The following is a 12,648-nucleotide window of genomic DNA, read 5'->3' as shown; positions in this document are numbered from 1 at the left end:
TGCTCAATAGCGCTCGAATCCGCGCTGCAATTCCCAGTCGGTGATCCGCCGGTCGTACTCTTTCTGCTCCCATTCGGCGGTGTGCACGTAGTGGTCGATCACCTCATCGCCGAACGCTTCACGCAACATGGTGGAGGTCTGGAGCGCGGCGCTGGCTTCGCGCAACGTCTTGGAGACTTCAGGCAGGTGTTCGTCGAGGTAGGCGTCACCTTCAAAGGGCGGCGCAAGGTTGAGCTGCTCGTCGATGCCGGCCAGGCCCGCCGCGATCAGGGCCGCAAAGGCCAGATAGGGGTTGAGGTCGGCGCCGCCGATGCGGCATTCGATGCGGATGGATTTGCTGCTTTCGGCACACAACCGGAAGCCGGCGGTGCGGTTGTCGCGGCTCCACACGGCCCGCGTCGGAGCAAAGGTGCCAGCCTGAAAGCGTTTGTACGAGTTGATGTAGGGCGCGAGAAAGCAGGTGATGTCGTTGGCGTACTTGAGCTGCCCGGCCACCCAGGATCGCATCAGTGTCGACATGCCGAACTCGGCCTTGGCGTCGAAGAACAGCGGCTTCTTGGCGTTCTTGTCCCACAGCGAGTTATGGATGTGGCTGCTGGAACCGGCGGCGTCATAGCGCCACTTGGCCATGAACGTGATCGCCTTGCCTTGCAGTTGCGCTATTTCCTTGCAGGCGTGTTTGATGATGACGTGGTGGTCGGCCATGGTCAGGGCATCGGCGTAGCGGATGTTGATCTCTTCCTGCCCCGGGCCCCATTCACCCTTGGAATTTTCCACCGGGATGCCGCAGGCCTGCAGATGCTTGCGAATCGCCCGCAGCACCGGCTCTTCGCGGGTGGTCTGCAGGATGTTGTAATCCTCGATGTAGTGGCCGGCGGTTTTGGGCTTGTAGTAGTTGCGCTTGTGGATGGACTCGTAGGTCTCGTCGAACAGATAGAACTCAAGCTCCGAGGCGAACATGCCGGTATAGCCACGCTCGCGCAGGCGCTCGACCTGCTTTTTCAGGATCGCCCGCGGGCTGTGCGGCAAGTCGCGTCGATGGTGGTGATCGAGCACATCACAGAGCACCAGCGCCGTGCACTCCAGCCACGGCACCTTGCGCAACGTGCTCATGTCGGGTTTGAGCACGAAGTCGCCATAGCCCTTGCTCCAACTGGCGGCGGCGTAACCCGGCACGGGTTCCATGTCGATGTCGTCGGCCAGCAGGTAGTTGCAACAGTGGGTTTCTTCATGGCCGCTGTCGATGAAAAATTCGACCTGGAATCGTTTGCCGACCAATCGGCCTTGCATGTCGACCATGCAGACCAGGACGGTATCAATTTCGCCGGACGCGGCGGCACGCTTCAGTTCATCAAAGCTGAGTTGGGGCTCGGTCATCACGTCAGTCCTGCGTGAATAGTGTGGGCCTGTCTGAAATAGCTGTTGCAGACGCTCTTCAGAAAAACCCAAACCCTGCCGGAGCGAGCATCGTGCGCAATAAGCTGCCCTTAGCTTAGCCTACTGTCGATTTGTGCAAGTTTTGATGGAGTTGGCGATACGCGCCCACCAGTTGATCAAGCGAGAACGCAAGATTTCGCCCGCTCGGATTGGGCAAGACCCAGACCTGTGCATGACCGAAGGTGTCGGGTTGTAGTCCCCAGGGAATGTCGCGCCGGCCCGATAGCGCGCAGTACGCCGCTTTGCCGAGAAACGCCACAACGCGCGGCCCGTAGCGGGCGATCTTCTGTTCGAAGCTTGCCGCGGCGGCCATGAACTCATCGCGCGACAGCTGATCTGCGCTCGCTGTGGGCCGTTCGACCACGGCGGTCAAGCCGCAGCGATACTGCAAAATCGTCCGGTCGTTTTCCGGGCGCACCTGCTCGGGGGTGAACCCGGCGAGATGCAGGGTGCGCCAGAAACGATTGCCCCGGCCTGCAAAATGATGCCCTTGGGCGGCGGCCGTCATGCCCGGATTGATCCCGCAAAAAATCACGTCGAGCTGTTCGGCCAGAATGTCTTCGAGTCTTTCGCCCGCCATAAAATCTCTCAACCGCAGATCACGTTGACTGCGTTGCGTGCCAGTTCAGTCAGTTCTTCGCGGGATTTTCCCGCCCGTGCCCGTATCGAAATGCTGTGCAGCAGGGAGGAGGCGAGGACGGCGAGGGCTGTCGGGTCGACGTCGTCTTTCAATTCTCCGGTGGTGATTGCGGTTTGCAGGCGTGCTTCGAGATCGGCATCGAGTCGGCTCAGGCGATCTGACAATACCTCACGGATTTCAGAATCTTCCACGGCTTCGGTCGTTGCGGTGCCGATCGCAAAGCAGCCACGGGGTTGGCCTTCGCCCGAGAAGTAGATCGACAGCTGACCTTCATAGAAACGCATCAACGCTTCACGCAGGGTCAGTTGCTGGTCCGTCAACGCCTCGTGCATGGCGGCGGCGGCAAATTCCCAATATTGCTCAAGCGCTTTGATGTAGAGCGCGTGTTTGTCACCGAAAGCGGCATAGAGGCTGGGGCGATTCATGCCGGCCGCGGTGGCGATGCTGTCCAGGGAAGCGGCGGCATAACCGGTACTCCAGAACACACCAAGCGCTTGCTGCAATGCGGTCTGCGGGTCATAGGCGCGGGGTCTTCCCCGGACTTTTGCTTCGGTAATCTTTTTTTGTGCCATGGCGTACAAAATCCTTGTGCGGAGGTGGGTCGAGGCATATTCTTACACTATCGCACAAAATTAAGGAACCAGAAGTTCCTGATTTCAAGGTTTGTTGTAGCGGAGCTCGAACTGGGTATTGCGGCGACGAAACACGGTGCGGCGGAGCGATCCTTCTGACTGCGCACGGCATGGCTGTTTCTTTGTGGGTATTAGCCCCCGACTTCCCGGTTAAAGGTGTATTCGATCATGACCAAACAGTTCGACATTCCAGCGACACAAACCTTTGAGCACCCAGGGCCGAACCCAACAGGCACGCCTGCCAGGAAACTGCTTAAAGCGACACTGCGTCCCCTGCTGATGGTGGGCCTGCCGGCGCTCTTTGCGGCGATTGGCTACGCACACTACATGGCCGGCCAGCCTTTCATGTCGACCGATAACGCCTACGCCCGTGTGGCGAAGGCCTCGATCAATGCGCGCACATCCGGCCAGGTGATCGACATTGCAGTCGAGGACAACCAGCCGGTTCGCAAGGGCCAGGTGTTGTTCCGCATCGACCCCAAGCCATTGCAGATTTCCGTTGACCGCGCACAAGCGCAGTTGAGCGTAGCCCGGTTGCGCATCGATGGGCTCAAGGCCAGCTACCGCCAGCAACAGGCGGAACTGCAATCGGCCAAAGAGTCGGCCGATTTCGATCAAAAGGAGTTTGGCCGCAAGAAGGCGTTGGTCGCTTCCGAGTTCGTTTCGAAGTCCCTTTATGAACGTGCAGACACCGACCTGAAGGTGTCACGGCAACGAATCGTCTCCATCGAACAGCAGATCGCGAGCACGGTGGTTGCCTTGAACGGCAACCCGAACATCAACGTCGACAGCCACCCGACCGTTCGCGAGGCCCAGGCGCAGCTTGATGAAACGCAGCTCAATCTGTCCTACGCAACGGTGTATGCACCGGACGATGGCATCGTGGCCAAGGTCGACGATTTGCAGGTCGGCAACTATGTGAACAACGGTGCGCCGGCGTTTGCGCTGCTGTCTGATCGCCAGGTGTGGATCGAGGCCAATTTCCGTGAAACGCAGGTGGCGCACATGCGCCCGGGCCAGAGTGCGACGATCCGTATCGATACCTATCCGGATCACGAATTCAAAGCCCACGTGGTCAGCATGAGCCCCGGCGCCGGTTCGGATTTCGCACTGCTGCCGCCCGAAAACGCGACCGGCAACTGGGTCAAAGTGGTGCAGCGGGTACCGGTACGCCTCGAACTCGATGAGGTCGACCCGCAGATGCCGCTCTACTCGGGGATCAGCGCCACGGTCAAGGTCGATACCGGGCATCGCACGTCGTGGTGGTATCCAATCAAAGCATTGTTGACCGCAGGTGCCTCCTGATGAACGCCATTCCTGCCAGACCTCAAAATGCGCGCGCGTTAAGGTTTGCCGCGTTGCTTGCGACTTATATGCAATCGGCCAACCTGCCGTTGCCCAATGCCGTGCTCCGGTTGATCCAGGGCAGTATGTCGATGACCGACGACCAGGCTGGATGGATCTTCACCTCGTACCTTGCCGCCAGCGCGATCACGATGCCGATTGCTCAATGGCTCGCCGGGCGCTATGGCTTGAAGCGGGYTTACCAAACCGCGTTGGTCATGTTCATGCTGGGCTTATGGCTTGCGACCCTGGCGACGACGCCGCTGGAATTCATCGGCGCGCGCATCATTCAGGGCCTGGCGAGTGGCGTGCTGGCGCCGCTGTCGATGGCGATTGCCATGGAAACGCTGCCACTGGAGAAACGCGCGAAGTTTGGCGCGACGTGGACCGCCATCGTGCTCTTGGGCATCGTCAGCGGCCCGAGCATCGGCGGCTGGGTGGCCGAACATTTCGACTGGCGCCCGATCTTCTACATCAGCCTGCCGCTGTCGGCGTTTATCTTCCTGGTGATGGCGCTGCTGCTTGCCGAGAAAAAGGCCGAGAAACGTCCCACGTTCGATTTCTTTGGTTTCGGCACCTTCACGCTGTCGTTGATCAGCCTGCAGATGTTGCTCGATCGCGGTGAACGCCTGGACTGGTTTGCCTCCCCCGAGATCTGGCTGGAAGCGATCGGCTGTGCACTGGGGTTCTACCTGTTCGTGGTGCATGTGCTGACCGCGAAGGTGCATTTCCTCAACAAGCGCTTGTTCAACGACCGCAACTTCATGCTGTCGACCGTGATCTTTTTCGCCGTGGGTTTCGTGCTGCTGTCGACCATGGCACTGACCTCGCCGATGCTCGATGAAATTCTCGGCTACCCGCCTGACACCACCGGTGCCCTGACGATACCGCGTGGCATGGGACTGGTCGGTGCGTTTCTGTTTATGGGGCGAGTGCCCGAGCGTTTCGACCGGCGGCTGTTCGTGGCAGCAGGTGTCGCCATCGTGGCGTATGCCAACTGGATGATGCTCGGCTATTCGCCGCTGATGGACGCGTCGCCGGTGGCGGTGGCCGGGGCGGTGCAGGGCATTGGTATCGGCATCTTGATGCCGTCGCTGACCAAGGTCGCGTTCAGCACGCTCGACCCCGCGTTGCGCCCGGAAGGCACCGGTTTTTTCAATTTGTCCCGCGTGTACGGAAGCACCCTGGGCGTTGCGATTGTGCAGCTGTTTTTCTTCAACAACATGCACGCGATGCACATGGCGCTGGCCAGCAATATCACGCTCTACGGCGCCGTCGCGCATTCCGCACCGGGCTCGCTGCAAGCACTGGCGGGGCTTAACGAAATGATCACCGGGCAAGCGGCGTTTATTGCCGTGATCGACCAATTCAAGATTTTGATGTTCGCGATGCTGGTGGTGAGCCCACTGGTGATCTTTCTTCGCAAGCCCGTTGCGACCAACTAGTTTTCGTGGAGTTTGCCTCATGAAATCCAATGCGCGCTTCATCAATGCACAGCCGTTGAAAACCACGTTTGGCGCAGTGTCGGTGCTGATGTTCCTGTCCGCCTGTGCGGTTGGCCCTGATTATCAGATGCCGCCACCCAGCCAGTCGCAGCACTTTGACCAACAGGCCGAGCAGCGTCTTGGCCAGAGCGGCAACATTGATCTGGGCAAGAAGGTCACTGGCGATTGGTGGTCTGCGTTTCGCTCACCAAAACTCGATCAGGTAGTGCGCCGGGCCATCGACGGCAATCTTGAACTCGTGGCTGCCGATGCCACGATCCGCCAGGCCGCGTCGTCCGTTGCAGCGGCGCAAGGTGCGCTGTATCCGCAGGTCGATTTCGGCGCTCAGGCCGGTCGCGTACGCACCCACAACGGGCCGGAGCCGGTTGTCTCGAACTTCTATGCCATCGGTCCACGGGTTGGTTTTGACCTGGACGTGTTCGGCGGTAACAAGCGACAGGTCGAACAGCAGGAAGCGCTGACAGCCTTCCAGAAACATCGCTACGAAGCGGCGTACCTGACCCTGACGGGAAATGTCGCCAGCCAGGCTTTGTTGATGGCCTCTGCCAACGCGCAGATGCAAGCCGTGGAAAAACTGTTGGCCAATGACACCAAGAACCTCGAACTGGTGCGCATGGCGCATGCCAATGGCGCCACCACGCAGATCGACGTGTCGCTGGCCGAAACCCGGCTTGCACAGGACCGCACGCTGCTGCCGCCCCTCGCTCAACAGCGCGATTCGGCCCGGCATGGGTTGTCGATTCTGACGGGCAAAGGCCCGGCCGACTGGATCGCACCCGACTTCGACCTTGGCGAGTTTGCCTTGCCGTCGGGCGTGCCGGTCAGTTTGCCCTCGGAAATGGCCCACACCCGGCCGGACGTGCTGCAAGCCGAAGCGCAACTGCACATGGCCAGCGCCGCCGTCGGTGTCGCGACCGCCAACCTCTATCCCCATGTGGAGCTGACAGCGTTTCTTGCGCAGTCGGCATCCGGTAATGGCGGTGCCGCACTGTGGGGGTTCGCCGCCGGGGTGGCGGGGCCGATCTTCAATGGCGGCACACTCAAGGCTGAGCGCCAGGCGGCGGTCGACGGCTACAACGCGTCGCTCGCTGACTACCAGCAAACCGTCATCACATCGTTCGGTCAGGTCGCCGACACGCTGCAAGCCATCAACCATGACGCCGAGGCAAACCTGGCCCAGGAGGACGCCTTACGTGCCGCCGACAGTAGTTTTCGCTTGAACCAGCAAGCGTATGCCCAAGGCGAAAACAGCATTCTCCAGGTGCTGGAAGCAGAGCGCGCCTATGAGCAGGCGTTGCTCGGGCACATCCGGGTGAAGACCGCCCAGTACCTCGACACCGTTCAGTTGTTTGTGGCGCTCGGCGGCAATTCCGTTGGCGTTTTCGAGCAACGGGTGGCCAGTCGTGAAGCACCGAAACGTTCATATCCGTAACGGCTGCGGCCAGAGAGAGTGGAGTCAAGACATGTCATATGAAGCCTTTCACGATGAACTTCGCGAAACAAAATTTGCGCTCAATCATGGATCGGTAGCGATGCCAGCCGTTGGGTTCGGCACATTGTTCCGGGACCTCAGCGTTACCACCCAAGCCGTCACTCACGCGCTGGAAACAGGCTTTCGTCATTTCGATTGCGCCGAGCGTTATCGAAACGAGGAGGGCGTGGGCGTGGCGATCAAAGCGTTCCTCGACACGGGCAAAGCCCGGCGCGAGGACTTGTTCATCACCACCAAGCTGTGGAACACCAACCACCGTCCGGAGCGCGTATTGCCGGCGTTCGAGGCCAGTTGCCGACGGCTTCAGGTGGATTACATCGATTGCTATCTGATCCATACGCCTTTTGCCTTTCAGCCCGGCGATGACCAGGACCCAAGGGACATCTACGGCCACATCATTTATGACGGGGGCGTGACGCTGATCGAAACCTGGCAGGCCCTTGAACGCCTGGTGGATGAAGGACGCTGCAAGACCATCGGTTTGTCCGACATCACTTTGTCGGCGCTTCAGAAGATTGTCGAAGTGGCGCGGATCAAACCTGCCGTGGTGCAGGTGGAAGCCCATCCGTATCTGCCGGAATGGGAGCTGCTGGAGTTTTGCAAGCAACATGGAATTATCGTCCTCGCGTTTGCCCCACTCGGCCACGGCATGGAGCCTGCCGTACTCGAAGACCCGGTGATTACCGGCATCGCCAAACACGTGCACAAAACCCCGGCGCAAGTCGCGTTGGCCTGGTCGGTACAGCGTGGCGTGGCGTTTCTGACCACCTCTGCAACACTGAGCCATATCCAGGAAAACTTTGATCTTTCCACGTTGCCGCATCGGGCCATGCGTGAAATTCAGGACGATATTACGACCCGGGTGCGCTTCAACTCGGTCGTGGAAACGGGTGTCCCCGGATTCATCCCGCGCCAAAAGTAATGCACGCCAAAGTGCCGGCCTGATGCCTGGCCGGCGCTATTATTCCTGCACATCAATCTTGCGCCGAGGCGAAAACGATGGACGTTTTCCAGACCATGCGATGTTTCATAGCCGTTGCCCAAAGCGGCAGCTTTACGGCGGCGGCCAAGACGCTGGACACCACGACCACCCATATTTCCAAAGCCGTCTCCAGCCTGGAGGCCAGGTTGCAGGCACGCCTGATCAACCGCACGACCCGGCGCCTGGCACTGACCGAGGCGGGCCAGCGTTATTTGCAACGCTGCGAGAAGATCATCGAGGAGATGCGTGAGGCCGATGAGGAAGCCGGCACCGCGCAAACCAGGCCCGTGGGCCGGCTGAAGATTCACGCGATGTCTGCCATTGGCAATCATTACGTGATCAACGCCATCGCCAAATACAGAGAAACCCACCCTTCAGTGATGTTTGATTTGACCCTGACCAATCGCCTGCCGGATTTGCTGGAGGAGGGCTATGACATGTCGATTGTGCTGGCGCGGGATCTACCCGATTCCGGGTTTGTCGCGCAGCGTCTCGGCATTACCTACAGCATTCTTTGCGCCTCGCCCGCGTACCTGAAAAAACGCGGCATCCCTGACGCGCCCGACTCACTGGGCGAACATGATTGCCTGCGGATCGTGAATACCGTGATGCCGACTGAGAACTGGGTATTTGAAGGGCCTGAAGGCGTGGTGACAGTGAGTACGCCGTTGTCTCCCTTTCACGTCAACACGGCCGATGCGATGACGGTTGCCATTACTCAAGGGATGGGCATCGGGATTCAACCGATTGCTTCTGCAGTAGAGGGTTTGAAAGCGGGGACGTTGGTGCGGGTGCTGCCTGAGTATCACTTTGAAGAGCTGAATGTCTTCGCCATTTACCCGTCACGAAAGTTCGTCGATGCGAAAATAAAAACCTGGGTAGAGTTTCTTAAACACTACATTCCGGTCTTGCTGGCCTCAGATGAAAAAATCGTCGGCTCGGCAATCAGCAGATAGTCGCCAGTGCCGTCGGTATGGAGTGTCGACCCTCCATCGCCTGCACCTGTCTCAACCGTTTGAACACCCGGTGCCCATCACTTGATATTGAAGGACGTGTTGTTGACCGTGGGAGTCTTCATACGTCATTTGCGCGGGCCCCGGGCCGCATTGGTCTCCGACGTCGCTCACGCTAATCACCCGTTTGATGTCCAGTTGAGTGGCGTAGGTATAGGTTTCAACCGAGAGCCTGGTAGTTGAAGCGCTATCGTCGGCCCAAGCCTGTGTTCCGGCACTGGCAAACGCCAGCAGGATTGCGATTTTCGAAAGGTTCATGGTGTTCACCGTATCGTTTGAGGATGACCGGATTGATCATCCCTTTGCTTCCTGTGAGCACAGGCTGAATGCTCATCGGGTAGGGACGATGCTAGGGGTTTGTCCAACCCCCAAACAGCGGCTCGCAAGACAAACACTGTTGCCGGATGGCGCATGAATACAGGGCTGCTGGACGCCATCGCGACCGCTGTGGCATGGTCGGCGAAAAACCAACGGGATCAAGATGATGGAGGAGGGTGTAGAGCTCGGCGGCACACCGTCGATGGCGATGCTCAAGGCATTCAATCGTTGTGTGTTGCACCTCGGGCGGCTGGCTCGGGAGCGTGGTGCCTCGCAATTCATCGAAGACGGACTGCAAGCCTTTCGCCAACTGGTGCCATTTGCTTCCGCCTGGTGGGGCGAGATGTCCACGTCGCACGCCAACGTGGCGCCCAAAAGCTGGATGCACGGGCGCATCGACCTGCCTGAATCGTTTGCTGCTGAATGGCACAAGAGTGCGGGCAGCGACAAGTTTTCCCATGACACCTTGAACCAGCCCGGCGAAGTGGTGCGCGACAGCGGGTTCACCGATCCCGATGAAGAGGTCGACGCATTCGCTCGCCGTCACGATCTCTACCACCCGATGTGCATCACCTTCGAGCTGTCCGAAAGCGGCTTGATGTTTTTTGTCTGCCTCTATCGCGGTGCACACGCCCCCGGATTCAACGACAGTGAAGCCGCGTTGTTTTCAGCGTTCTGCGACCACCTGTTGCAGTTATGGCGATTCCAGGTGCAAGACATGATTCGCTTCGACACCGGTAACGGCGCCAGCGACTTCGGGGTCGCGCGGCTGGACGGCACGCTGCTGTACGTGGGCGCCAATCTCTGCGCTGTCATTCAGCGCGAGGTGGCGGGGTGGCACGGTTCAATGCTGCCCGCGCCCGTGATCGCGCAACTGCAAAAGGCACCGTGTGTCATGCGTCTCGGGCGGTGTGCGCTGACCCTCACCCCGAATGCCGAGCACGTCATTCTGTCTCTCGAAGCGCAGTCGCGCGGGGCAGTACTGGCCCCACGCGAACGAACGGCGGCGATGCTGTTCGCCGCCGGGCACTCCTACAAGGAAATTGCCAGGATCCTGGGCTTGAGCCCCTCGACCGTGCGCACCTATCTGCGCAACTGCTATTTGCAACTCGGGGTGAAGAGCAAGGTCGAGTTGGGGTCTGTCCTGTCAGTGCAGGCACGCCGCGAATCACCGTGACGCCCCCCGATTTCGCCTGATCAATCACTGACCCCTCCTCATTTGCAGAGGTCCATATAACCGCCGCGCGCTATAGGGTATGCCCTGCATATCAAGGGCTTGTGCGCAGGCTGTTCGGGCCACTTCGAAAACTATAAAAACAGAGGTGAGGCAGTTGAAATTTTCCAGGCTTTTTATCGCCATGGCGGCGACAACCGCAGTGTCCGGTATGGCGTTGGTGGGGTGCCAGACGCAGGGTTCCCATCCGGCCGACATGGTCATGCGCAACGGTTATGTCTACACCGTCGATGGGCAGAATTCGGTGCAGCAAGCGATCGCCATCACGGGCGGGAAGATTGTCTATGTCGGTAACGACGAAGGGGCGGCCTCGTACATCGGCCAGCAAACGCAGCTGATCGATCTGGCGGGGCGCATGCTGATGCCGGGCTTCATTGATGCGCACATGCACCCGGGGGACGGCGGCCGCGCCATGACCTTGTGCGACCTGAAATATCAGACCATGACCCGCAAGGTGTTCCAGGAAACCATCCAGGCATGCCTGGATGCCGACAAGGGCAAGGGCCCCGATGTCTGGCTTGAAGTGGGCAGCTGGGATCGCATGGGCATGGATGGCCTCGACGGTGACCCTGACAAGTCGACGCTGGACGCACTCAAGACGGATCGGCCGATTCAGGTCCGCTCCACCGATTTCCATACCGTGCTGACCAACTCTCGCGGCCTGGCGGTCGCCGGCATCAACAAGCACACGGCCAATCCAGGTGACGGCAAGTACGTGCGCGACAGCGCCGGCAACCCGACCGGCATCTGCGAAGACGGCGCTGCCGATGCCATGGCCGCCGTGGTGCCACCCGCCACCGACGCAGAAAAACTCAACCAGACCCGCGCCGCGCTCGATGCCATGCGCCAGCAGGGCATCACCAGTTTCTTCGATGCCTTGTCGGGGCCGGAGAATGGCAAGGCGTTCACCACGTTGCAGCAGTCGGGTGAACTGACCGCGCGGGCCTTGCTGGCGATCAAACTGGACCCGGCTGCGGCAGCGGCGGATCCGGCCAAGACCATCGCTGAGGCCAAGGCAATGGCCGCCACCTACGATCAGGGCGAAGCCAACGTCGCGCCGGGTGTGAGCATGCGTCACGTCAAATTGTTCATGGACGGCATCATCAATGCCCCGGCGGACACCGGTGCGATGTTGGCGCCGTACCTGCACAACGCCGGCACCGACAAGGCGCCGAAATGGGCGCCGGGCAAAAACGTCGGCGAGCTGTATTTCCCGCCGCAAGTGCTCAAGCCGCTGCTGTTGCAAGCCGTGCAGGCCGGTCTCGACCCGCACCTGCACGCCACCGGAGACCGCGCCGTGCGTGACTCGCTCGACGGCATCGAATACGTGCGCCAGCAATTGCCCGGCAACGGCTTTCGCCCGGCCATTACTCACAACGAGTCCGTGGACCCCGCCGACTACGGACGTTTCAAGGCGCTCGACGTGACCGCCAACATGTCCTTCCAATGGGCGCAGCAGGCGCCGTCCACAGTCGACGGCACCAGCGATCACCTCGGCCCTGCGCGTTTTGCCCGCATGGAGCCGTCGGGCAGCATCGCCCGCGCTGGCGGCCGTGTGGCGTATGGCAGCGACTGGCCGGTTGACCCGCTCGATGAGTTCCTGGCGCTGAAGATCGGTGTCACCCGTTCAGGCGACCCGCTGAACCCGCACAGCTATGGCCCCAAGTACGCCGGCCGACTCAACGCCGACCCGGCGCTGTCGCGTGCCGAGGTACTGCGCACCATCACGGTCAACGCCGCCGAGCAACTGAAACTGGAGAAAGTCGTGGGTTCGGTCGAGGTCGGCAAGTTTGCTGACGTGATCGTGCTCGACAAAAACTTCATGCAAGTGCCCGAGGACGAGTTGGCCCGTAACTCGGTGCTGATGACGGTAGTCGGCGGCAAGGTGGTGTGGGCCAAGGCACCGTTCGCGGGACAAGTGGCCATGACCGAACAACAAAAATAGCCCATGCCGGCTAATGCCGATCAGCTAAGCAATTTTTGCTGTAACGCAATGTCTGTAGCAGCTGGCGAAGCCTGCGTCGTCTGTAGCAGCTGGCGAAGCCTGCGTC

Annotated in this window: 11 protein-coding genes; 7 read left to right on the top strand and 4 right to left on the bottom strand. The window is 60.1% G+C overall.

The window, feature by feature from the left end; all coding sequences use genetic code 11:
- Positions 1–3: 3 nt before the first annotated feature.
- The 3 genes from AC1D2P_RS22930 to AC1D2P_RS22920 form a co-directional block, all read right to left on the bottom strand.
- Complete coding sequence (locus AC1D2P_RS22930) at positions 4–1,377, bottom strand: glutamine synthetase family protein (RefSeq protein ID WP_046030559.1); 1,374 nt, start codon at positions 1,375–1,377, stop codon at positions 4–6.
- 115 nt (positions 1,378–1,492) lie between these two features.
- A complete protein-coding gene (gene mug, locus AC1D2P_RS22925) occupies positions 1,493–2,017 on the bottom strand; it encodes a G/U mismatch-specific DNA glycosylase (protein ID WP_477757911.1) in 525 nt (174 codons plus the stop codon).
- Positions 2,018–2,025: 8 nt separating this feature from the next.
- Positions 2,026–2,649 (bottom strand): TetR/AcrR family transcriptional regulator, encoded by a 624-nt coding sequence (locus tag AC1D2P_RS22920; RefSeq protein WP_046030553.1) that lies wholly within the window; start codon positions 2,647–2,649, stop codon positions 2,026–2,028.
- Between the two features lie 228 nt (positions 2,650–2,877).
- Here AC1D2P_RS22920 and AC1D2P_RS22915 point away from each other — a divergent pair, with 228 nt between their 5' ends.
- From AC1D2P_RS22915 to AC1D2P_RS22895, 5 genes are all read left to right on the top strand, one after another.
- Entirely contained in the window at positions 2,878–4,014 is a 1,137-nt protein-coding gene (locus AC1D2P_RS22915; protein WP_477757910.1) for an HlyD family secretion protein, read from the top strand.
- The gene (locus AC1D2P_RS22910) at positions 4,014–5,498 is read left to right on the top strand and encodes a DHA2 family efflux MFS transporter permease subunit (protein ID WP_477811607.1); all 1,485 of its coding nucleotides are present in this window, start codon (positions 4,014–4,016) and stop codon (positions 5,496–5,498) included. Before AC1D2P_RS22915 ends, AC1D2P_RS22910 begins: the two co-directional genes overlap by 1 nt.
- Before the next feature lie 19 nt (positions 5,499–5,517).
- Positions 5,518–6,990, top strand: coding sequence for an efflux transporter outer membrane subunit (locus AC1D2P_RS22905; RefSeq protein ID WP_477757908.1), 1,473 nt, complete (start codon positions 5,518–5,520; stop codon positions 6,988–6,990).
- A 31-nt stretch (positions 6,991–7,021) separates the two neighbouring features.
- The gene (locus AC1D2P_RS22900) at positions 7,022–7,972 is read left to right on the top strand and encodes an aldo/keto reductase (RefSeq protein ID WP_477757907.1); all 951 of its coding nucleotides are present in this window, start codon (positions 7,022–7,024) and stop codon (positions 7,970–7,972) included.
- 77 nt (positions 7,973–8,049) lie between these two features.
- A complete protein-coding gene (locus AC1D2P_RS22895; RefSeq protein ID WP_477757906.1) occupies positions 8,050–8,988 on the top strand; it encodes a LysR family transcriptional regulator in 939 nt (312 codons plus the stop codon).
- A 51-nt stretch (positions 8,989–9,039) separates the two neighbouring features.
- Here the strand turns inward: AC1D2P_RS22895 and AC1D2P_RS22890 are convergent, their stop codons facing one another.
- Entirely contained in the window at positions 9,040–9,303 is a 264-nt protein-coding gene (locus AC1D2P_RS22890) for a DUF2790 domain-containing protein (RefSeq protein ID WP_077431903.1), read from the bottom strand.
- A gap of 226 nt (positions 9,304–9,529) precedes the next feature.
- On the opposite strand from AC1D2P_RS22890, the gene AC1D2P_RS22885 reads away from it, so the two are divergent.
- Positions 9,530–10,540, top strand: a complete 1,011-nt coding sequence (locus tag AC1D2P_RS22885; RefSeq protein ID WP_477757905.1) for a helix-turn-helix transcriptional regulator — start codon at positions 9,530–9,532, stop codon at positions 10,538–10,540.
- Positions 10,541–10,694: 154 nt separating this feature from the next.
- A complete protein-coding gene (locus AC1D2P_RS22880; protein WP_477757904.1) occupies positions 10,695–12,542 on the top strand; it encodes an amidohydrolase in 1,848 nt (615 codons plus the stop codon).
- The last annotated feature ends 106 nt before the right edge of the window (positions 12,543–12,648 follow it).

Source organism: Pseudomonas sp. P1_F1_2, from assembly GCF_056405815.1.
This window is presented reverse-complemented; position numbering and strand designations above follow the sequence as displayed.